General features: G+C 72.8%; 17 protein-coding genes. 4 read left to right on the top strand and 13 right to left on the bottom strand.

Features of this window, described 5'->3' with window-relative positions:
• Positions 1–3: 3 nt before the first annotated feature.
• On the bottom strand, positions 4–2,019 hold the full coding sequence (locus ACFW6B_RS08195) for an IucA/IucC family protein (protein ID WP_386593281.1): 2,016 nt from the start codon (positions 2,017–2,019) through the stop codon (positions 4–6).
• A gap of 132 nt (positions 2,020–2,151) precedes the next feature.
• Positions 2,152–3,600, bottom strand: a complete 1,449-nt coding sequence (locus ACFW6B_RS08190) for a diaminobutyrate--2-oxoglutarate transaminase family protein (RefSeq protein ID WP_386593279.1) — start codon at positions 3,598–3,600, stop codon at positions 2,152–2,154.
• 378 nt (positions 3,601–3,978) lie between these two features.
• Here ACFW6B_RS08190 and ACFW6B_RS08185 point away from each other — a divergent pair, with 378 nt between their 5' ends.
• The gene (locus tag ACFW6B_RS08185; protein ID WP_386593277.1) at positions 3,979–5,208 is read left to right on the top strand and encodes a trypsin-like serine peptidase; all 1,230 of its coding nucleotides are present in this window, start codon (positions 3,979–3,981) and stop codon (positions 5,206–5,208) included.
• 119 nt (positions 5,209–5,327) lie between these two features.
• On the top strand, positions 5,328–6,512 hold the full coding sequence (locus ACFW6B_RS08180; RefSeq protein WP_386593275.1) for a trypsin-like serine peptidase: 1,185 nt from the start codon (positions 5,328–5,330) through the stop codon (positions 6,510–6,512).
• Between the two features lie 142 nt (positions 6,513–6,654).
• Here the strand turns inward: ACFW6B_RS08180 and hflX are convergent, their stop codons facing one another.
• From hflX to miaA, 6 genes are all read right to left on the bottom strand, one after another.
• Positions 6,655–8,151, bottom strand: coding sequence for a GTPase HflX (hflX, locus tag ACFW6B_RS08175; protein WP_386593273.1), 1,497 nt, complete (start codon positions 8,149–8,151; stop codon positions 6,655–6,657).
• Between the two features lie 225 nt (positions 8,152–8,376).
• Positions 8,377–9,873: a M1 family metallopeptidase gene (locus ACFW6B_RS08170; protein WP_386593271.1), complete on the bottom strand. Its 1,497-nt coding sequence runs from the start codon at positions 9,871–9,873 to the stop codon at positions 8,377–8,379.
• Between the two features lie 263 nt (positions 9,874–10,136).
• On the bottom strand, positions 10,137–12,332 hold the full coding sequence (locus tag ACFW6B_RS08165) for a RelA/SpoT family protein (protein WP_386593269.1): 2,196 nt from the start codon (positions 12,330–12,332) through the stop codon (positions 10,137–10,139).
• A gap of 314 nt (positions 12,333–12,646) precedes the next feature.
• Complete coding sequence (gene dapF / locus ACFW6B_RS08160) at positions 12,647–13,516, bottom strand: diaminopimelate epimerase (protein ID WP_386593267.1); 870 nt, start codon at positions 13,514–13,516, stop codon at positions 12,647–12,649.
• A gap of 63 nt (positions 13,517–13,579) precedes the next feature.
• Positions 13,580–14,119, bottom strand: coding sequence for a hypothetical protein (locus ACFW6B_RS08155; protein ID WP_386593551.1), 540 nt, complete (start codon positions 14,117–14,119; stop codon positions 13,580–13,582).
• 107 nt (positions 14,120–14,226) lie between these two features.
• Positions 14,227–15,165 (bottom strand): tRNA (adenosine(37)-N6)-dimethylallyltransferase MiaA, encoded by a 939-nt coding sequence (miaA, locus tag ACFW6B_RS08150; RefSeq protein ID WP_386593265.1) that lies wholly within the window; start codon positions 15,163–15,165, stop codon positions 14,227–14,229.
• A gap of 164 nt (positions 15,166–15,329) precedes the next feature.
• Here miaA and ACFW6B_RS08145 point away from each other — a divergent pair, with 164 nt between their 5' ends.
• Complete coding sequence (locus tag ACFW6B_RS08145) at positions 15,330–15,593, top strand: antitoxin (protein WP_386593263.1); 264 nt, start codon at positions 15,330–15,332, stop codon at positions 15,591–15,593.
• A 183-nt stretch (positions 15,594–15,776) separates the two neighbouring features.
• On the opposite strand, the gene ACFW6B_RS08140 is transcribed toward ACFW6B_RS08145, so the two are convergent.
• The 3 genes from ACFW6B_RS08140 to ACFW6B_RS08130 all read right to left on the bottom strand — a co-directional run bounded on the left by ACFW6B_RS08140 (position 15,777) and on the right by ACFW6B_RS08130 (position 18,740).
• Entirely contained in the window at positions 15,777–16,526 is a 750-nt protein-coding gene (locus ACFW6B_RS08140) for a class III extradiol dioxygenase subunit B-like domain-containing protein (protein ID WP_386593261.1), read from the bottom strand.
• Between the two features lie 143 nt (positions 16,527–16,669).
• On the bottom strand, positions 16,670–18,196 hold the full coding sequence (miaB, locus tag ACFW6B_RS08135) for a tRNA (N6-isopentenyl adenosine(37)-C2)-methylthiotransferase MiaB (protein ID WP_386593260.1): 1,527 nt from the start codon (positions 18,194–18,196) through the stop codon (positions 16,670–16,672).
• Between the two features lie 49 nt (positions 18,197–18,245).
• On the bottom strand, positions 18,246–18,740 hold the full coding sequence (locus tag ACFW6B_RS08130) for a MazG nucleotide pyrophosphohydrolase domain-containing protein (RefSeq protein WP_386593258.1): 495 nt from the start codon (positions 18,738–18,740) through the stop codon (positions 18,246–18,248).
• A gap of 91 nt (positions 18,741–18,831) precedes the next feature.
• On the opposite strand from ACFW6B_RS08130, the gene ACFW6B_RS08125 reads away from it, so the two are divergent.
• On the top strand, positions 18,832–19,830 hold the full coding sequence (locus tag ACFW6B_RS08125) for a TAXI family TRAP transporter solute-binding subunit (protein WP_386593256.1): 999 nt from the start codon (positions 18,832–18,834) through the stop codon (positions 19,828–19,830).
• A 49-nt stretch (positions 19,831–19,879) separates the two neighbouring features.
• On the opposite strand, the gene ACFW6B_RS08120 is transcribed toward ACFW6B_RS08125, so the two are convergent.
• Together ACFW6B_RS08120 and ACFW6B_RS08115 are read right to left on the bottom strand one after the other, a co-directional pair.
• Positions 19,880–21,286 (bottom strand): sensor histidine kinase, encoded by a 1,407-nt coding sequence (locus ACFW6B_RS08120; RefSeq protein WP_386593254.1) that lies wholly within the window; start codon positions 21,284–21,286, stop codon positions 19,880–19,882.
• A 9-nt stretch (positions 21,287–21,295) separates the two neighbouring features.
• Positions 21,296–21,982, bottom strand: coding sequence for a response regulator transcription factor (locus ACFW6B_RS08115; RefSeq protein WP_386593252.1), 687 nt, complete (start codon positions 21,980–21,982; stop codon positions 21,296–21,298).
• Positions 21,983–22,052: the final 70 nt, after the last annotated feature.

Here is a 22,052-nt window from a genome sequence, read left to right as displayed (position 1 = left end):
CTCTCAGGAGTGCAGGGGGTTGGTGATGGTGACGTAGACGGACTGGGTGTCGACGGGACCGACGAGTTCGTCGAGGCCGTGCAGCCGGGTGAGCAGGTTGGCCTTGCAGCGCAGGACGGGTGAGTCGAGGAGCAGGGCGGGCAGCGGGGTCCGCAGCCGCGCCGGGCCGGTGGCCGTACCGTGGAGGAAGCGCCGGAACGCGGCGAGCAACAAGCCCTCGTCGGCGAGCCGCTGGGAGCCGAAGGCCCCGATGAGGCCGAAGACGTTGTTGACGGCCAGGTAGTAGGCGAAGCGTTCGTCGGTGACCTCGTCGGAGACGAAGGTGTCGCTGTGCGTCCCGATGCCGGGCAGCCGGTGGTCGAGTTCCGCGCGCCGGGACTCGCGGAAGTAGTAGCCCTGGTTGTCGCGGTAGCGGCCGCCCGCGGGCCAGCCCTCGGCGTCCAGCAGGAGCAGGGTGTTCTGCTGGTGCGCCTCCAGGGCGATGCCCGCCTCGCTGTCCAGCCAGAGAACGGGGCGTACGACCTGTTCGAGGTAGCGCAGGAACCATTCGGTGGCGACGGCTCCGCGCGGGCGGCCGGTCCGGCCCGCGAGCCCGGTGACGATCTCGGTGAGCCGGGAGCTCGTGAAGGTGCCGCGCCCGGCCGGGTCGTGCGTGCCCGGGCGTGCGTACGGCCGGGGCGAGACCAGCCCCGCGACACAGCCGACGTCGTCCGTCGGCCCGAACGGATTGTGGCGGATCATCACGTCGAGCCCGGGAAGCGGGTCGCCGCCTGGGCCGTCGACGGCGAGCCAGGCCGGGTCGCGGACGATGTCGAAGCCGGGGTGGACGGACTGCCACTGCTCGGACAGGCCGCCCCGCAGCAGACGGTGGACCTCGGCGCCGCGGTGGAGTTCCTTGCGGAGGTTCTCCCGACGGGAGTTGGTGATGCGCAGGCCCAGCGACAGTTTCAGCATCGCGGGGGCACCGGACCGGTAGACGGTCCGGACGGAGGAGGTGGGGTGCCACGGCGTGCCGTGCGGACCGAGGTCGCGGAGCAGTCCGGCGTCCAGCAGGGCCGCGGTCTCGGGACGGTTCCGGACTTCCCGCGCCTGCCAGGGGTGCAGGGGCAGTACGGCGGCGTAGCCCTCGGGGAGGGACAGGCCGGGGCCGGCCAGCCGCATGGTGAGCTGCTCCGCCGGGACGGGGCGGCCGCGTTCCGTCCACGCCGAGTCGGATGCCAGTGCCGAGGGGGCGACCGCCATCCAGTGCAGGGGGAAGGAACCGCGCGACTCGGGTGAGTACAGCCTGCCTTCCGCGTCGGAGAGGCCGTCGCGTCCCTTCGGCGTCGGGTGCAGCGGATGGCCGAGGAGGAGTGCCTGCTCCGCGGCGAGGAAGAGGTCGGACGGGTCGGCGGGGTGCTCCCTGCGGTCCCTGATGAACACGGCGGTGCGCCGGACCGAGTCGGCGACGCGGCCGACGAGGTCGGTGCCTTCACCGGCCGGGCTGTCCGTGTGCCGGGGGTCGGACCCGCCCGGCGCGGCCGCCGCCGGTTCCTCGGAGGGTGCCGGGTGGCTCGTGTCCGCGGCCGGCGTTCCGGGGGCCGTCTCGCGTGCGAGCAGGGCCGCCACGGTCACCGCGTCGGCTGCCGGTGCCCGGTCGGGAGCGCCGGCGAGGAGCGGGAGCCCGAAGCGGTGCCAGCCGGAGGGGGACCAGTGGCGGACGGGAACGAGCAGGGTCGCCCCGCTGGCCGGCAGCGCGATGCGCAGGGTGCCGTCGTGGGGGGCGGCCAGGTCGTTCTCCCGTACCCAGCAGCGCAGCAGGTTCTCGACCGCCGCCGCCTGCGCGGCCGTCCGGGTGTCGGGGTGATCCAGCGTGTCCGGCAGGCCGGCGCCTGCCCCGCCCGTCCGTTCGGGCGCCCGGGCCGCCTCCGTCTGCCGGGGGACGGACTCCGGTCCGGGCAGCCCCGGGGCCGTTGTGTCCACGGCCGCCGCTCGCACGTACGGGGAGGGAGGACTGTCGGGTGCGGGGGTGGTGTTCACGAGGAGTTCCTTGCGGGTCGTTCGGGATCGTACGGCGACGGAACCGGGCCGGAACCCGGGTTCGTCGGGCTTTTGGCGTTCCTGGTGGATCTGCGGACCCGGCCGGGACGCGTCGGGCTCTTGGCGCTGTCGTCACTCGGGGCCGTCGGCACCGGATCTCCGGTCCTCCGGGCCCGTCGAACTCACCGCGCTCACCGCGTCGGCGAGCCGGTCGAGCACGGCGGACGCCTGTTCGTCACTGATCGTCAGGGGAGGGAGGAGCCGTACGACGCTCGACCGGCGGCCCCCGAGTTCCACGATCAGGCCCCGGCGCAGGCATTCCCGCTGGACGGCGGCGGCGAGTTCGGGCGCGGCGGGGCGGGGTCCGTCGGGCGCGGGGTGCGGTGGCCCTTCCGGGTCGACGAGTTCGAGGCCGATCATCAGACCGCGGCCGCGTACGTCGCCGACGCAGGGGAACTCCGTGGTGAGCGGGCGCAGCCGCTCCAGCATGCGGGTCCCGACGGTCGCCGCGCGTTCGGCGAGACCGTGCTCGCGGACGTACGCCAGGGTGGCCGCGCCGGCGGCCATGGCCAGTTGGTTGCCGCGGAAGGTGCCGGCGTGGGCGCCGGGCTCCCAGACGTCGAGGTCGTCGCGGTAGACGACGACGGCCAGCGGCAGGCTGCCGCCGATGGCCTTCGACAGCACCATCACGTCCGGGGTGATCCCGCTGTGCTCCACGGCCCAGAAGGCGCCGGTCCGGCCCACGCCCGTCTGGACCTCGTCCACGATCAGCGGGATGGACCGGGACTCGGTGATCTCGCGCATCCGCCTGGTCCAGGCGTCCGGCGCGGGAATGACCCCGCCCTCGCCCTGGACGGGTTCGAGGATCATCCCGGCGGGAAGCGGAACGCCCGACTTGGTGTCGTCGAGGAGGGACTCCGTCCAGCGCGCGGCGAGTTCGGCGCCGCGGTCGCCGCCGATGCCGAACGGGCAGCGGTAGTCGTGCGGATAGGGCAGGCGCGTGACACGTACGTCCGTCGCGCCTCCGGACGCTTCGAGCGCCCCCGCGGTCATCCCGTGGTAGGCGCCGGTGAACGCGAGCGTGCCGGTGCGGCCGGTGGCCGCGCGCACCAGTTTGAACGCGGCCTCCACGGCGTCCGTGCCGGCCGGTCCGCAGAACTGGACCCGCGCGCGCTCGGCGAACCGCGGCGGAAGCGTACGGAACAGCTCGGTGGTGAAGGCGTCCTTGACCGGTGTCGCGAGGTCCAGGACATGCAGGGGTGCCCCCGAGTCGAGGACCTTCCTGACCGCTTCCAGGACGACGGGGTGGTTGTGCCCGAGGGCGAGGGTCCCGGCTCCGGAGAGGCAGTCGAGATAGCGGCGCCCGTCGGCGCCCTCGATCGTCAGCCCGCGGGCCCGTACGGGAACGATCGGGAGGGCGCGCGCGTAGGTACGGGCCGCCGATTCGCGCGCCGACTGGCGCCGCAGAATGCCCTCGTGCGCGGCGCGCGCCCGCTCGGCCGCTTCGGGGCCGAAGTCCCGCGCCCCCTCGGATTCCCCTGGCGCCCCCACCGGCACCACCGCTGACTCGGTCACGGCCACGACTTCAGGTCCTCCCGCTGTTCAGAGGCGAGTTGGCAGGAGGGTCCGGACGCAGGCGGCAGGCCCCCCGTACGTACCAACGACGCCGGCCGCTTTGGGAAGCGGGTGAATTCGGGGTTCTTTGCCAGGCCTTGCCGGTCCTTCGCCGTCGAGGACCGGCGGCCTCCTCGCCGGGAGGACCGGCGAGGAGGCAGGGACCTGCCGCCGGAAACCGCCGGGCACCGCGCGCGCGTCCCCCGTAGCTGAACCGTTGCCGTTCCGTGGAACGACCCGCATGGCGACCGCATAGTCTGTGGTGCCGTTCGGCCGTACCGGACGAGCCGCTCAAACGCCGCAGTCACACAGCACAGTTCCCATACGTTCAGGGGGAGTCACACCATGCGATCCATACGCCCGCCCTTCGCCGCCCGTCGAGGCAGGAGCGCGCGCCGCAGAACGTCCCCCGCCCTGACGGCAGTCGGCCTCGCGGCGGCCCTGGCGCTGACGGCCACCGCCTGCGACTCGGGCAGCAGCACGGCGAGCGGCGACCCGACCGCCTCCGCGTCCCAGGACGGCGACGGAAAGATCCAGATCCCGGACGACATCAAGGACAAGCTCAAAGAGCACGGCATCGATGTCGACAAGTGGAAGGACGGCGCCTGGAAGAACTGGGACAAGGACGAGTGGCTGCGCCAGGCCGACGAGTTCATCAACCCGATCATCAAGGACCTCTGGGACCCGGCCCGTATGCGCGACGCCGACGACCCGGACAAGGACAAGGGCGTCGACGAGGCCGACCTCGCCGGTGACCAGGGCGTCACCGACCCGGAGCCGGCCCCGGTGACGGCGCAGGCCGTGAAGGCGTCGTACCACTCCAACGTGCCCGAGGCGGGCAAGGTGTTCTTCGACGCCCCCGAGGGCACGATGGTCTGCTCGGCGACGGTGGTCCAGGACCCCGCGCACCCGGGCAAGTCCAACCTCGTGTGGACGGCGGGCCACTGCGTGCACGCCGGCAAGAAGGGCGGCTGGTACCGCAACATCGCCTTCGTGCCCTCGTACAACGACGCGGGCCGGACCGAGGCGCAGCTCACGGACGCTCCGCGCGAGGAGGTCGCTCCGTACGGCGTCTGGTGGAGCGACTGGGCGCAGACCTCGGACCAGTGGATCGAGCAGGGCGGTTCCACCGGCGGCCAGGGAGCCTCGTACGACTACGCGGTGCTGCACGTGACGCCGGAGAAGGGCAGCGGCGGCAAGTCCCTGGAGGAGACGGTGGGTTCGGCGCTGCCCGTGAACTTCAACGCACCGGCCGTGCCCGAGGTGCCGAGCATCACCGCCACCGGGTACCCGGCCGCGGCGCCGTTCGACGGCCAGAAGCTGTACCAGTGCACGGACGAGCCGGGCCGGCTGTCGGTCGCGCAGTCCGAACCGACGATGTACCGCATCGGCTGCACGATGACCGGCGGTTCCTCGGGCGGCGGCTGGGTGGCCACGGGTGCGGACGGCAAGCCGGCCCTCGTCTCCAACACCTCGATCGGCCCGGCCAAGTTCGGCTGGCTGGCGGGTCCGCGGCTGGGCGACGTGGCCAAGGGCGTGTACGACTCGGTGAGCGAGAAGTTCGCCGGGCGGTGACGCGCACGGCGTGACAGAAGTCCGGGCGGGCGACGGAGGCCGTGTCCGGGGACTCCCCCGGGGCGGCGCCCGCCCCCGGCCGGCGCGGGAACAGGATTCGACCGGGGGGTACGAAACCAATGGGATTCTCAGGACCGCGGCGCGGGGTCCTCGCCGCCACCGGCCTCATGGCCGCCCTGGCACTGACCGCGACCGCCTGCGGCACCGGTGACGACCGGGCGGACGGCGGGTCCTCCGCATCCGCGTCGCGGGGGCCGGCGAGCGGCGACGACGAGATCGAGATTCCGGACGGCATCAAGGACAGGCTCAAGGAGCACGGCATCGATGTCGACGAGTGGAAGGACGGCGCCTGGAAGGACTGGGACGAGGACCAGTGGCCAGGTGAGGCCGAGGACTTCGTCAATCCGGTGATCGACGGGCTGTGGAAGCCCGAGCGGATGAGGTCCGCCAAGGACCCGGCCAAGACGATCTCCCTGCGGGACGCGGCGGCGGACCAGGGGGTCAGCGACCCGGAACCGGCCCCCGTCGAGGCCCGGCCCGAGCGGACTCCGTACCACGAGCACGCCGCTCCGGTCGGGAAGGTCTTCTTCGACTCCCCCGAGGGCTCGATGGTCTGCTCGGGCACGGTCGTCAAGGACGTGAACCACCCCGGGAGGTCCAACCTCGTGTGGACCGCGGGCCACTGCGTGCACGCCGGCGGTGACGGCGGCTGGTACCGCAACATCACCTTCGTGCCGTCCTACAACGACCGGGGCGGGTCCGAGGCGGAGCTCGCCGGCGCCGCCGCTCAGGAGATCGCGCCGTACGGCCAGTGGTGGGCGGACTGGGCCGCGACCTCCGACGAGTGGATCTCCGGCGGCGACGAGACGGGCGGCGCGGGCGCCCCGTACGACTACGCGGTGCTGCACGTGAAGCCGGGGAACGGCGGCAGGTCGCTGGAGGAGACCGTCGGCAACGCCCTGGACGTGGACTTCTCCGCTCCGTCCGCCCGGGAAGCCGGGACGGTGGGCGCCTGGGGCTACCCGGCCGCGCCGCCGTACGACGGACTGAGCATGTTCAAGTGTGTCGACCGGCCGGGCCGTCTCTCGCTGAGCCCGGCCGTGCCCACGATGTACCGCATCGGCTGCACCATGACCGGCGGTTCGTCCGGCGGCGGCTGGTTCCGGGTCGTCGACGGCCGGACCGCGCTCGTCTCGAACACCTCGATCGGCCCGGCCGCGCACACCTGGCTGGCCGGACCGCAGCTCGGCAAGGGCGCCCAGGCGCTCTACCAGCGGATGAGCGAGGAGTACGGCGGCCGGTAGGCCCCCCGCCGGCAGGAACCGGCGTGCACGTGCCAAAGACGAAGGCCCGCCCCCCTCGTCAGGGGGCGGGCCTTCGTACATCCGGAGCGGTCGCCCGGAGGACGCGCCGACCGGGCGCCCGGCGAGGTGCCGGGGTGTCCGCCTAGCGGAGGGCCGACGCCGGGACGTACGGAGCGAGGTCCGCCGCCAGCTCCTCGTGGACCCGCGCCTTGAGCAGGGTGCCCTCCGCGGTGTGCTCCTCGGAGATCACCTCGCCCTCGGTGTGGGCGCGGGCGACCAGCTTGCCGTGCGTGTACGGAACGAGCGCCTCGACCTCGACCGAGGGGCGCGGCAGCTCGCTGTCGATCAGCGCGAGCAGTTCGTCCATGCCCTGGCCCGTGCGCGCCGAGACCGCGATGGAACGCTTCTCGATCCGCAGCAGGCGCTGGAGCACCAGCGGGTCCGCCGCGTCCGCCTTGTTGATCACCACGATCTCGGGCACCTTGGTCGCGCCGACGTCACTGATGACCTCGCGGACCGCGGCGAGCTGTTCCTCCGGTGCCGGGTGCGAACCGTCCACGACGTGCAGGATCAGGTCGGAGTCACCGACCTCCTCCATGGTGGAGCGGAACGCCTCGACCAGGTGGTGCGGCAGATGGCGTACGAATCCGACCGTGTCGGCCAGCGTGTACAGCCGCCCGCTCGGGGTCTCGGCCCGGCGCACGGTCGGGTCGAGGGTCGCGAACAGCGCGTTCTCGACGAGGACGCCCGCGCCCGTGAGGCGGTTGAGCAGGGACGACTTGCCGGCGTTGGTGTAACCGGCGATGGCGACCGAGGGCACCTTGTTGCGGCGGCGCTCCTGACGCTTGATCTCGCGGCCGGTCTTCATCTCCGCAATCTCCCGGCGCATCTTCGCCATCTTCTCGCGGATACGGCGCCGGTCCGTCTCGATCTTGGTCTCACCGGGACCACGGGTGGCGAGGCCGCCGCCCTTGCCGCCGCCCATCTGACGGGACAGCGACTGACCCCAGCCCCGCAGTCTCGGCAGCATGTACTGCATCTGCGCGAGCGCCACCTGCGCCTTGCCCTCACGGGACTTGGCGTGCTGGGCGAAGATGTCGAGGATCAGGGCCGTACGGTCGATGACCTTGACCTTGACGACGTCCTCGAGATGGATGAGCTGGCCGGGGCTCAGCTCACCGTCGCAGATCACGGTGTCGGCGCCGGTCTCGATCACGATGTCCCGGAGCTCGTTGGCCTTGCCGGAACCGATGTACGTGGCCGCGTCGGGCTTGTCACGGCGCTGGACGACACCGTCGAGCACGAGCGCTCCGGCGGTCTCCGCGAGCGCCGCCAGCTCGGCCAGCGAGTTGTCCGCGTCCTGGACGGTCCCCGAGGTCCAGACACCGACGAGGACGACGCGCTCCAGGCGGAGCTGTCGGTACTCGACCTCGGTGACGTCCTCGAGCTCGGTGGAGAGGCCCGCCACACGGCGCAGGGCCGCGCGCTCGGAGCGTTCGAACTGCTCGCCGTCCCGGTCTCCGTCGATCTCGTGGCTCCAGGCGACGTCCTCTTCCATCAGGGCATCGGCCCGAAGACCTTCGGGGTAGTTCTGCGCGGAAGTCTGCGCGTCCTGGGAAGGGGAAGAAGAGGAGGTCATTGGATCCTTACGTAGAGCGGTTTCGGCGGGCCGGCGAATGCCGTCCGTCAGAGGGAACAACGTCCGGGGCCCCCGGGAGATTCCCGGTTCCGGCCGGGTCGGCCCTCCGAAGGGGGCCGCTGCCGCCGGCTCGAAGATGGTCGCACGGCACGGCCTGGCCCGTCACGCGACTTATCGGGCCCCGGCGGACACGCACGGACGCCCGCGGGCACCCGGACGGCTTCCTCACGTGGTCCCGCGTGCCTTCGGGGCGTCGCTCCTCCAGTCCGGGTGCCCCGGCATCGGCGGTGTCTTGTCGGCGTACAGCCACACCTTGAAGAAGCCGCTCAGATCGCGTGCGGCGACGGCGGAGGCGAGGTCCGTGAAGTCGGCCGTCGAGGCCACTCCGTCGCGGTTCAGGCTCACCCATGTGCGCTCCAGGCGCTCGAAGGCCCGGTGCCCGATCTCCTGGCGCAGCGCGTACAGGACCAGGGCCGCGCCGTCGTAGACGTTCGGCCGGAAGATGCTGATCTTCTGGCCGGGTTTGGGCCCCTTGGGCCGCGCGGGCGGGCCGCCCGCGGCGCGCCAGGAGTCGGACAGCCGGTAGGCGGCCTTCATCCGCTTCTCCATGGGCTTGTGCGCCTTCTCCTCGGCGTACAGGGCTTCGTACCAGGTGGCGTGCCCTTCGTTGAGCCAGAGGTCGGACCAGGTGCGGGGGGTGACGCTGTCGCCGAACCACTGGTGCGACAGCTCGTGCACCATGACCGAGTCGACGTACCACTCCGGGAAGGCGGGCTGGGTGAAGAGCTCCTTCTCGAAGAGCGACAGCGTCTGCGTCTCCAGCTCGAAGCCGGTCTGCGCCTGGGCCATCAGCACCCCGTAGGTCTCGAAGGGGTACCGTCCGACCTTGCCCTCCATCCAGGCGATCTGGCCGGGGGTCTTGCGCAGCCACGGTTCGAGCGCCGCGCGGTCGGCACTGGGGACCACGTCGCGTACGGGCAGTCCGTGCGGCCCCCGCCGGTGGACCACGGCGGAGCGGCCGATGGACACCTGGGTCAGCTCGGTGGCCATGGGGTGCTCGGTGCGGTACGTCCAGGTCGTGGTCCCGCCGGCCCGGCGGGTGCCCTCGGGCAGGCCGTTGGCGACGGCCGTGTACCGCTCGGGAGCCGTCACCCGGATGGTGAACACGGCCTTGTCGGAGGGGTGGTCGTTGCACGGGTAGACCAGGTGCGCGGCGTCGGCCTGGGCGGCCATCGCGAGCCCGTCCTTCGTCCGCACCCAGCCGCCGTCCTGGCCCTTGGCGCTCACCGGGTTGCTGGTGTGACGCACGGTGATGCGCAGGGGGCTCCCGGCGATCAACGGTTCGCGCGGGGTCACCACCAGGTCCTCGCCGGCCTGGGTGAAGCGGGCGGGGGCTCCGTCGACCTCGACCGACCGGACGCTTCCGTGCGCGAAGTCGAGGTTGACGCGGTCGAGTGCCGCGGTGGTCACGGCGTCGATGGTGGTGACGGCCGTGAGCGGCTTGTCGTTGCTGCCGGGGTAGGTGAAGTCGAGGTCGTACGACTCGACGTCGTAGCCGGGGTTGCCCAGGGTGGGGAAGAGGCGGTCGCCGACCCCCAGGGGCACGGCCGGGTCCGGAGCGCTCGCGGCGATCAGGCAGACGGAGACGGCCGAGGCGAGCAGGGCCGCCGTGACGCGGCGGTTCCTCGGGCGTGCGGGCGCGGGGGTGGGATTGTGCGGCATGGACCACGGCTACCAGCGCGCACCTGTCGCGCGTGGCCGACTCGCGTCCGGCCCACCCGAACGGGTCGGTACCGGGACTCTTTGGGGCGGCGCGCGACTGTCGGCCTCGAACACCCGCTCCTGGCGCCGGTCCGCCGTCGTCCGGTCCACGCGACCGGCCGCCGGCCCGTCGTCGCCCGGTCCGCCGACCGAACGCCCGCTTCCGCGCCTCCGTCGCCCGGGTCCGCGAGACCGCCCGCCGACCCGGGGCCGGTGCCGCCCGTCTACTGGGCCGCGGTCGCCGGATGCTGGGCGCGGCTCACGTCGTACACGCCGGGCACGTTGCGCATCGCGCGCATCAGGCCGGGGAGGCGGGCCGCGTCGGGGAGTTGGAGCGTGTAGGTGTGGCGTACGCGCTGCTGGCTCGGGGGTTCGACGGTCGCGGAGACGACGGCGACCCCCTCCCCCGCGATGGCCTCGGTGAGGTCGGCGAGCAGGTGCGGGCGTCCGAACGACTCGGCGACCAGGGTGACCCGGCACTCGGTGGTGTCGCCCCAGCGCACCGCGACCTCCGGGCGCCCCGCGCTCTTCATGCGTGCCGTTCCGGCGCACTCGACGCGGTGCACGGTGACCACTCCCCCGCGGACGGCGAAGCCGGTCACCTCGTCGGGCGGCACGGGCGTACAGCAGCCCGCCATGCGTACGGACGCGCCGGGCGGGTCGGTGACGGCGCTCGCGGGGCGGGCGGTCTGCGTCTCGGCGGGGCGGACCGGGGCCGCGGCGGGCGGGCGGGGGCCGGCGGCGGAGGCTTCGGCCGCCTTCTCCTCGCCGGGTGCGGGGTGGGTGGCCATCCAGCGTTGGATGGCGATCCGGGCGGCGGGGGTGTGCGCGTGCTCCAGCCACTCCCTGGACGGCTCCGAGGCGGGGTCCTGCCCCATGAGGAGCTGAACGGTGTCGCCGTCCCTCAGGACCGTGCTCAGCGTCGCCAGGCGGCCGTTGACGCGGGCGCCGATGCAGGCGTGCGCGTCCTCGCCGTACTGCGCGTACGCCGCGTCGACGCAACTGGCGCCCTCCGGAAGGCCGAGCGAGCCCCCGTCGGCGCGGAAGACGGTGATCTCCCGGTCCTGGGCGAGGTCTTCGCGCAGCGTCGACCAGAAGGTGTCCGGGTCGGGGGCGCCCTGCTGCCAGTCGAGCAGCCGGGAGAGCCAGCCGGGGCGGGTGGGGTCGGCGCGCTCGCCGTCGAAGGGGCGCTCGCCCGCGCCGTCCGGCTGCTCCTCGGACGGCGGCGCGTACGGGTTGCCGAGCGCGACGACCCCGGCCTCGGCGACCTTGTGCATCTGGTGGGTGCGGATGAGGACTTCGGCGACCTGGCCGTCGCCGCGGGTGACGGCCGTGTGCAGCGACTGGTACAGGTTGAACTTGGGGACGGCGATGAAGTCCTTGAACTCCGAGACCACCGGGGTGAGACAGGTGTGCAGTTCGCCGAGGACCCCGTAGCAGTCGGCGTCCTCGTTGACGAGCACCAGCAGGCGTCCGAAGTCGGCGCCGCGCATCGGGCCGCGTTTGCGCGACACCCGGTGCACGGAGACGAAGTGTCTCGGCCTTATGAGGACTTCGGCCTGGATCCCTGCGTCGCGCAGGACCGCGCGCACCTCCTCGGCGATCTCCGCGAGGGGGTCGTCCCCGCGGTTCGCGTTCTCGGAGATGAGCTCCCGGGTGCGCTCGTACTCCTCGGGGTGCAGGATCGCGAAGACGAGGTCTTCCAGTTCGGTCTTGAGCGCCTGCACGCCCAGGCGCTCGGCGAGCGGGATGAGCACGTCCCGGGTCACCTTGGCGATGCGCGCCTGTTTCTCGGGGCGCATGACCCCGAGGGTCCTCATGTTGTGCAGCCGGTCGGCGAGTTTGATCGACATGACCCGGACGTCGTTGCCGGTGGCGACCAGCATCTTGCGGAAGGTCTCCGGTTCGGCCGCGGCGCCGTAGTCGACCTTCTCCAGCTTGGTGACGCCGTCGACGAGATAGCAGACCTCGTCGCCGAACTCCTCGCGGACCTGATCGAGCGTCACCTCCGTGTCCTCGACGGTGTCGTGGAGCAGGGAGGCGGTCAACGTCGTGGTCTCGGCGCCGAGTTCGGCGAGGATCAGGGTCACGGCGAGCGGATGGGTGATGTACGGCTCGCCGCTCTTGCGCATCTGGCCGCGGTGCGAGGACTCCGCGAGCACCCAGGCCCGGCGCAGGGGTTCCAGTTTGGCGTCGGGGTGGTGGGCGCGGTGGGCCTCGGCCACGTGCCCGATCGCGTCCGGCAGCCGGTCGCGGGCCGCGGGCCCGAGCAGTGCGGCCCGCCCCAGCCGGCGCAGGTCGATCCGGGGCCGCGCCTTCCTGCGGTGCGCCGGGGGCGCCTCCGGCTCCAGCGACGCCGGGCGCTGGCCGGCGGACGTGGCGGAGCCTGGCGTCGCGGGATTCGTCGCCTCCGCACTCATGGGCACCTCCGGCTGCGTCGGACCGGCGGACGGGTGCCCCATGGCGTACTCGGCTCAGGAGATGGTGTCGATCCCCCGTCCGGGCCGGTGCTTGATGCTACCGACCCCACCACGCCCGGCAGACCGTCTCTCGCCGAGCGTGAAACGGATCACCCATTCGAGCGAAGGTTTCGGGGTTTACGGATTCGATTTTCTGGAACGGACGGCAAGGACGTACGACGTCCGTCCTGCTGCGGCGCGGCGTGCTCCGTGCGACTCGGCCCGGTACGCCGCGCCCTGTGCGACTCGGCGCGGCGCGTTCCGTGCGGCTCCGCTCAGCGCAGCGCGCCGTCCAGCCACTCCGCGTCGGTCTCGCCCTCGGCGACGATCACGGCGGGCCCCGTCATCTCGATCTCGCCGTCCGCGTGTTCGGTGATGACCAGGCGTCCGCCGGGCACGTCGACGGTGTACGTCGCCGGGGTGCCGGTCACGGCGGGGTCGGCGCCGTCGCGGCGTGCGGTGGCGACGGCCACGGCGCACGCGCCCGTGCCGCAGGAGCGGGTCTCGCCGGAGCCGCGCTCGTGGACCCGCAGAGCGACGTGGCGCGGTCCCCGGTCGACGACGAACTCGACGTTGACCCCGTCCGGGTAGGCCGACGCGGGGCTGAACGGCGGCGGTGCGAACAGGTCGCCGGCGTGCGCGAGGTCGTCCACGAAGGCGACCGCGTGGGGGTTGCCCATGTTCACGTTGCGGGCGGGCCAGCTCCGTCCGCCGACGCTCACCGTGACCTCTCCCCCGGGGAGGAGCGCCTTGCCCATGCCGACGGTGACGTCCCCGTCCTTGGCGATGTGGACGGGCTTCACGCCGCCGCGCGTGGCGACCGCGGTGTCGCCTTCGGCCACGAGTCCCGCGCGGTGGAGGTAGCGGGCGAACACGCGCACCCCGTTGCCGCACATCTCGGCGACCGAGCCGTCGCCGTTGCGGTAGTCCATGAACCACTCCGCCTCGGCCGCCATCCCGGCGGCCTCGGGGTGCGCGGCGGACCGCACGACGTGCAGCAGACCGTCGCCGCCGATGCCCGCGCGGCGGTCGCACAGGGCGGCGACGGCGGCGGGAGGAAGGTCGATGACGTTCTCCGGGTCCGGGATGATCACGAAGTCGTTCTCGGTCCCGTGGCCCTTGAGGAAGGCGATCCGCGTGCTCATTCCTCGATCGTACGGGGTCGCGACGACGACCCCGCCCGCGAGGTGCGGGTACCGGTACGGGGGTCAGCGCAGCCGGGCGACGCGTCCCACGGCGAGCACGGCCACGGCGGCGACGATCACGACGTACGCGAGGACGACCCGCCAGTCGGCGCGCCGGCCGGAGCCGCGCGGCGGGAAGCCGGGCAGCGCGTAGCCGACCCGGCGGGCGGCCATCATGCCCCAGCCGGCGGCGCACAGGCAGATCAACAGCCCGAGCATGGCGACCACGGCACCGCCGTCACCGAACTCGAACGCGAGCGGGAACGCGAACATCAGGGAGCCCGTCGAGGCCAGCGCCACGATGGGCGCGAGCTGCCAGATGCGCAGCAGGCGCTGCGGCCGCAGCTCGACCTCCACCTCGGGCTCCGGGGACATCTCACCGGGCTCGGGGCCGTCGTCGATCACCCCGTCGGGGGTGTCCTCGGGACCGTCGGAGCTCAGTCGCTCTCCGCCCAGCTCCGGCTCGACGCCGTGCTCGGCGTCCGGATCGATGCTCAGACGAACTCCGTCCCGATCAGCACCGTACTCGGTGCCTCGTGCAGTGTCGCGAGGGCCGGCCTCCATCGCCACGCGCCCTCCCAACTCGGACTTCACTGGTCGATCGAAGCTCGATGATGGCACGGCACCGGAGGCCCGGATGACGGCCGGAGCGTCCCGATGCCATGACGTGATCAGGCTGTGACCGGTCGTTCGACCAATGCCAGTGCGAGCTCCGGCAGTTCCCCGAGTTCCGCCGCGGCCCCACTGAGCCAATGCACCCTGGGGTCGCGGCGGAACCACGAATCCTGACGGCGCGCGAAGCGCTTGGTGGCGCGTACGGTCTCGGCGCGGGCCTCGTCCTCGGTGCACTCCCCGGCGAGCGCCGCGAGGACCTGCTGGTATCCGAGCGCGCGGGAGGCGGTGCGCCCGGCGCGCAGACCCTGCGCGTCCAGCGCGCGGACTTCGTCCACGAGCCCGGCATCCCACATCCGGTCCACGCGGCGCGCGATGCGCTCGTCGAGCTCGGGGCGGGCCACGTCGACGCCGATCTGGACGGTGTCGTAGACGGAGTCGTGGCCGGGGAGGTTGGCGGTGAAGGGCTTGCCGGTGATCTCGATGACCTCCAGGGCGCGGACGATCCGGCGGCCGTTGCTGGGCAGGATCGCCTGGGCGGCCCCGGGGTCGGCCATGGCGAGCCGCGCGTGCAGGGCTCCGGAGCCGCGCAGGGTGAGCTCCTCCTCCAGACGGGCGCGCACGGCGGGGTCGGTGCCGGGGAACTCCATCTTGTCGACGGCGCCGCGGACGTAGAGTCCGGAGCCGCCCACCAGGATCGGCCAGCGCCCCTCGGCGAGCAGCGCGTCGATCCGGGCACGGGCGAGCCGCTGGTACTCGGCGACGCTGGCGGTGACCGTCACGTCCCAGACGTCCAGGAGGTGGTGGGGGACGCCGTCGCGTTCTGCGGGTGTCAGCTTGGCGGTGCCGATGTCCATCCCGCGGTAGAGCTGCATCGAGTCGGCGTTGATGACCTCGCCGCCGAGGCGCCTGGCGAGGAAAACGCCCAGATCGGACTTTCCTGCCGCGGTCGGTCCGACGACGGCGATGACCCGGGGTGCGGGGGGTGCGCTGCTCACGGTCCCAGTCTCGCAAACCCCGGGACCTCCCCCGCCCCGCGCCGGCGCGGGGACCGCTCCGGGCGACGCGGAACCCCGCCCCCACGAGTAACGTAAGGATCGGATATCGGTGCTTTTGCCCGGAAAGGGCTCGCACACAACCGTCCCGCCGGGGAAGGCGAACCATGGGTCTGATGAACAATCTGAGAGCCAAGCTGGAGCCCGCCAAGGACAAGGTCTCCGGGCTCGCGCAGCAGCACGGGCACAAGGTGAATCACGGCCTCGACAAGGCCGCGAGGGTGGTCGACGACAAGACCAAGCACAAGTACAGCAACAAGATCCACACAGGCGCGGGCAAGGCCAAGCACGCCATGGACCGCCTCGCGCACAAGGACGGCGGCAAGGACGCGCGCCCGCCGGACGCTCCGGCCCCGCCTCCGGCGCCCTGAACGAACCGCGCGTCGGCGGACGGCCGCGAAGCACCCGGGCTGCTTCCGGCCGTCCGTCGTGTCCGGACCCGGGAGACCGCCGAGGTCCACGAGCCCTGTGGCCCACGGGACGGGCGCGGCCCACAGGACCCACGAGACCCGCACGGCCTGCGTGAGCCGCGCGGCTCACGGGGGCCGCGCGTCCTACGACCAGGCGGCCACCAGATATCCCACTCCGTAGGGAGCGTCGTCGTGGAGCAGGGCGCCGCCGAGTCCCGCGCCCTCGGCCGCGCCCGCGAGGACCTGCCAGGGAGCGCGCCCCGCGGCCTTGAGCTCGTACGCCAGAGAGGCGTCCAGCGCCTTGAGGGCCGCGACGTCGGCCGCCCCGAGCGCCCGCGCGACCTCCGCGTCGAAGCCCTCCGCGCGCCCGTCGAGGTAGCCCGGCGCCTTGAGGGTCCTGCACGCGCTGGCGTCACCCATCACCAGCAGGGCCACCCGCCCGGCCCGCCCGCCGATCTGCTCCCCGGCCCGGAAGCACCGCTCGGACTCCAGGGGTTCACCGACCCCGAGCCCCTCCACCGGGGCGTCGGACCAGCCGGTGCGCTCCAGCAGCCACGCGGCGACGGCGAGGGAGGCCGGAAGTTCACGTTCCGGGGAATCGGGGACCGCCCCGTCGGTGCCGGGGTCCGCGCCGTCCGTGTCCGGGCGGCCGAGGCGCACGGTGAGGTCGACCCCGAAGCCGCCGAACGAGCCGCGGGTGCCCTGCGGATGGGGTCCGCGCCCGCTCCGGTCGGCGGGGCCGACGACCACCAGCAGGTCGGGACGGGACGCGGCCAGCACGCCGAGCGCGTCCGTGCAGGCGGCGCGCGCGGCGTCCAGCTCGGGGGCCGCTCCGGCGGCGACCTCGGGGACGAGCAGCGGAGGGCAGGGGCAGACTGCGGCGGCTACGAGCATGATCCGCAGCGTAACGCCGCGGACCACGGCCCCGCCCGTCCCCGCCCTGAATCCCCCGGCCCACTCGCCACCGCGCCCCGTCGTCGGCTCCGCCGGACGGCTCGGCAGTTCCACCGGACGGCGACGCCCGGGAAGGCGTGCGGTCAGTCGCAGCCGCAGCCGCTGCCCGTGGCGACAGGGAGCGGCGCCGGGGCGCCGATCTTCGGCAAGCCCAGCATGACGCCGGCCGGCTTGGCGGCCTCGGCGGCGTTGCGCTTCTCCCAGGCGTCCCCCGCGCGCGTGCGGCGCACGTCCAGGACGGCGCCCTCGGCGAGCAGGTGGTGCGGGGCGGCGTACGTGATCTCGACGGTCACCACGTCACCGGGGCGGACCTCCGCCTCGGGCTTGGTGAAGTGGACCAGCCGGTTGTCGGGGGCGCGGCCCGAGAGGCGGTGGGTGGCGCCGTCCTTGCGGCCCTCGCCCTCGGCGACCATCAGCTCCAGGACACGGCCGACCTGCTTCTTGTTCTCGTCCCAGGAGATCTCCTCCTGGAGGGCGACGAGACGCTCGTAGCGCGCCTGGACGACCTCCTTGGGGATCTGCCCCTCCATGGTGGCCGCCGGGGTGCCGGGGCGCTTGGAGTACTGGAACGTGAAGGCCGCCGAGAAGCGGGCCTCGCGGACGGCGTGGAGGGTCTGCTCGAAGTCCTCCTCCGTCTCGCCGGGGAAGCCCACGATGATGTCGGTGGTGATCGCCGCGTGCGGGATGGCGGCCCGGACCTTCTCGATGATCCCGAGGAAGCGCTCCTGGCGGTACGAGCGGCGCATGGCCTTCAGGACGGTGTCCGAGCCGGACTGCATCGGCATGTGCAGCTGCGGCATCACGTTCGGGGTCTCCGCCATGGCGGCGATGACGTCGTCGGTGAAGTCGCGCGGGTGCGGCGAGGTGAAGCGCACGCGCTCCAGGCCCTCGATCTTCCCGCAGGCGCGCAGCAGCTTGCTGAAGGCCTCCCGGTCGCCGATGTCGCTGCCGTAGGCGTTGACGTTCTGGCCGAGGAGGGTGATCTCGGAGACGCCCTCGCCGACGAGTGCCTCGATCTCGGCCAGGATGTCGCCGGTCCTGCGGTCCTTCTCCTTGCCGCGCAGCGCGGGGACGATGCAGAAGGTGCAGGTGTTGTTGCAGCCGACGGAGATCGACACCCAGGCCGCGTACGCGCTCTCGCGGCGGGTGGGCAGCGTGGAGGGGAAGGCCTCCAGGGACTCGGCGATCTCGATCTGCGCCTCCTCCTGGACGCGGGCGCGCTCCAGGAGGACCGGCAGCTTGCCGATGTTGTGCGTGCCGAAGACGACGTCCACCCAGGGCGCCCGCTTCACGATGGTGTCGCGGTCCTTCTGGGCGAGGCAGCCGCCGACGGCGATCTGCATGCCGGGGCGCTTCGTCTTCATCGGGGCGAGGCGGCCGAGGTTGCCGTAGAGCTTGTTGTCGGCGTTCTCGCGCACGGCGCAGGTGTTGAAGACGACGACGTCCGCGTCCCCGTCCGCACCCTCGGGCGCCCGCACGTAACCGGCGTCCTCCAGGAGGCCGGAGAGCCGTTCGGAGTCGTGGACGTTCATCTGACACCCGTAGGTGCGCACTTCGTACGTCTTGGATTCCTGAACGTCCACTGCCTGACTCCGGTCGCCGCTGCTCATGGGACAAGGGTAGGCGGTGCCGGGAGTACGTCCGGACGCCCGGGCGTCCCTACGCCTCCGGCGCGCTCCACCCCTGCCGCCGCAGCACCTCCGACACGTCCGGTGCCCGGTAGTGCTCGCCCTTGAGGACCTTTCCGTCGGCCCTGCGGGCGACGTGCCCGTCGGGGCCGATCTTCGTCATGTTGGCCCGGTGGATCTCGGCGATCACCGCGTCGAGGTCGACCCCGTGGACGAGGGCCGTGCCGTACGCCACGTACACGACGTCGGCGAGCTCGTGCGCCAGCCGGTCGAGCGGGCCGCCGACCGCGACCTCGGCGACCTCGGCCGCCTCCTCCGCCAGCAGCTCGCCCCGGTGCGCGGCGAGCTCCGGGGAGACCTCGGCCGGGGTGCCGCGGACGTCGAGGCCGAAGGCGAGATGGAACTCACGGACCAGGGCGGCGGGGGAGGCCGACGGCGGGGCCTGTGCCCCGGCGTGACCGGGCGGCCGGCCCGGAGGGGCGGAGGACGCGGACGACTGGACCTGCGGCGGCTGGGACGACTGCATCCGGCGAGCCTACCGATCCGCTGGAACGCCCCTCCCGGCTCCGGGGGCCGGCCCTGGCCAGGACCGGCCCCCGGCTGGCAGGATCGCGCGCATGTTCCAGGCACTCACCCGTACCGGCCGCCGTCGCGCGCTGTCCGGCTCGACGGCCGTCTGCGCGGTCGTCGGGCTGCTGCTGTGGTGGCTGCTGCCGCTGGGCGAGGAGTCCCCGAGCGGGGAGATCACCTTCAGCACGGGCACCCCGACCGGGGTCTACCAGATGTACGGCAAGCTCCTTCAGGGCGCCATCGCCAAGGACCTGCCCGACCTGGACGTGCAGCTGCTGGAGAGTGACGGATCACAGGACAACATCAGCCGGGTGGCCAGGGGCGAGGCCGACTTCACCATCGCGGCGGCGGACGCCGTGCAGACGTACGTCCTCCAGGACAAGCCTGGATCGCACCGGCTGCGCGGCTGCTCACGGCTCTACGACGACTACGTGCACCTGGTGGTCCTGCGCTCCTCGCCCGTGCAGTCCGTGAAGGACCTGAAGGGCATGAGGGTCGCCGTGGGACCGGGCGGATCCGGGGTGCGGCTGATCGCGAACCACGTGCTCGAAGCGGCGGGGCTCGATCCCGAGAAGGACGTCACGCCCCTCGACGACGGCATCGCGACCATGCCGGACCTGCTCCGCAAGCACGAGATCGACGCCTTCTTCTGGTCTGGCGGTCTGCCGACGAACGCCGTCCAGGAGCTCTCCGAGACCGACGACATCCGGCTGGTGCCGATCGGCAGCGACCTCGTCGAGAACCTGCACCGGCAGGGCGGCGCCTCCCGCTACTACCGGTCGGCCGTGATGCCCGCCGACGCCTACCCCGCGGCGCAGCGCGGTTCCGCCGTGCCGACGCTGGCCGTGGCCAACTTCCTGATCACCCGGGAGGACGCGGACGCGGACCTCACCGAGGAGCTCACCCGCACGGTGATCGGGAGCCGCGACCACATCGGCGAGTTGGTGCACGCGGCGCAGCTCGTGGACCTGCGCACGGCGGTCTACACGGATCCGCTGCCGCTGCACGAGGGCGCGCGCCGCTACTACCGGTCGGTCAAGCCGTAGGCGCCAGGTCCGCGGCGGGGAGACCGCCGGGGGCGCCCCGCGGGACCCCTCAGGTCACCGGCTCCGACCTGGGCACGGTCACCGTCACCCGCAGGCCGTGCGGTTCGTGGTGGCCGTACGCGATGGAGCCGCCGCCCGCGGCGAGCAGGGCCCGGGAGATGGAGAGGCCGAGGCCCGAGCCCTTGATGTTCTGGTGGGCGGTGCTGCGCCAGAAGCGGTCGCCGATGCGGGCCAGGTCCTCGTCGCCGAGGCCGGGGCCGCCGTCGGTGACCACGACGGTCGAGGACTCGCCGTTCGAGGCGACCGTCACCTCGACGCCCTCCCCCTCGGGCGTGAACTTGACCGCGTTGTCGATCACCGCGTCCAGGGCGCTGGACAAGGTGATGGGGTCGGCCCACGCGGTCGTGGGCGGGCAGTTCCCGGACAGCCGTACGCCCCTGCTGTCGGCGACCGGCTGCCAGGACGCCACGCGCTCGGCGGCGAGCGCGCCGATGTCGGTCAGGCGCACGTCGGCCTCGGCGTGCTCGGCGAGGGCCAGGTCGAGCAGGTCGTCGAGCACCTGGGTGAGGCGCTTGCCCTCGGTGCGGACCGAGGCGATCTCCTCGTTGCCCTCCGGGAGTTCGAGGGCGAGCAGTTCGATCCGCAGGAGCAGCGCCGAGAGCGGGTTGCGCAGCTGGTGGGAGGCGTCGGCGACGAAGGCGCGCTGCTGTTCCAGCACGCTCTCGACGTTGTCCGCCATCTCGTTGAACGACCGCGCCAGACGCTGGAGTTCCGGCGGCCCGCCGGCGGGCGCGACCCGGGACTTCAGCCGGCCGGTCGCTATGTCGTGGGTGGTGGCGTCGAGGACGCGTACGGGCCTGAGCACCCAGCCGGTCAGGCGCAGCGCGGCACCGAGCGCGAGGAGCATGGCGGCGAACTCGCCCGCGCCGATGACCAGCCAGCCGTGCAGGGTCTTCGAACGCATCTGCCCGGTGGGCGAGTCGGTGACGACCACGCCGATGACGTCGCCGTCCCTGATGACCGGGGAGGCGACGACGAGACGGTTGCGCTGCCAGGGCCAGACCTGTTCGGGGTCGTGGCTGCGGCGACTGCCGAGCGCCTCCCTGAAGGCGTTGCGGGCCGCGCCGGTCCTGGGCAGGAACCAGTTCCCCGGAGCGTTGGCCATCGGTTTGCCGTCGCGGTAGAAGACGCCCGCCCGGATGCCGTACACCTCGTGGTAGCGGGTGAGCTCGGTGCGCAGGGTCTCGCCGCGCTCGTCCGGGAAGCCGGCCAGGGAGCGGCTCGGGGAGTCGGTGACGTACTGGGCGAGGGCCGCGAAGCGCGCGGTGTCGTCGATGCGGTCGACGACCACGCGCTGCTGCTGCGCCGCCGCGACGCTCGCCGCGAGCGGGACGCCGAGCGCGAGCAGCACGGCCGCCATCAGGACGATGAGCAGCGGCAGCAGGCGGGTACGCACCCGGGCCCGCTACGAGGCCGGGGCGACGAGCCGGTACCCGACGCCGCGTACGGTCTCGATCAGCGCCGGCATGCGCAGCTTGGAGCGCAGCGACGCCACGTGCACCTCCAGCGTGCGGCCGGTCCCCTCCCAGCTCGTACGCCACACCTCGCTGATGATCTGCTCCCGGCGGAACACGACGCCCGGGCGCTGGGCCAGCAGGGCGAGCAGGTCGAACTCCTTGCGGGTGAGCTGGACCGCCGAACCGCCCACGGTGACCTGGCGGTTGGGGAGTTCGATGCGTACGGGGCCCAGGAGCACCAGGCTCTCCCCGGGCGCCGACGCGTCGTCGTGGGCGCTGCGCCTGCTGACGGCGTGGATCCGGGCGAGCAGTTCGCCGGTGTCGTACGGCTTCACCACGTAGTCGTCGGCGCCGAGGTTGAGGCCGTGGATGCGGGAGCGGACGTCCGCCCGCGCGGTGACCATGATCACCGGGGTGGCGGTCCGCTTGCGGATCTTGCCGCAGACCTCGTAGCCGTCCTGGTCGGGCAGGCCCAGGTCCAGCAGGACGACACCGAAACCGTCGCTCTCCGGGACGAGGGCCTGGAGGGCCTCCTCGCCGCTGCGGGCGTGCGTGACCTGGAAGCCGTGCCGCGCCAGCACCGCGGACAGGGCGGCCGCGACGTGGTTGTCGTCCTCGACGAGAAGCAGTCTCATTCCGGCCCCCTCCGGCTCATCGGTCGTACCATTCGATCGGTCGTACTGTTTCGGTTCCCATCGGCCGACG

The sequence above is a fragment of the Streptomyces sp. NPDC058751 genome, from assembly GCF_042746485.1.
In the GTDB taxonomy this organism is placed as follows: Bacteria; Actinomycetota; Actinomycetes; order Streptomycetales; family Streptomycetaceae; genus Streptomyces.
The sequence above is the reverse complement of the archived record's forward strand: the minus strand, read 5'-3'. Positions and strand labels throughout refer to the sequence as shown.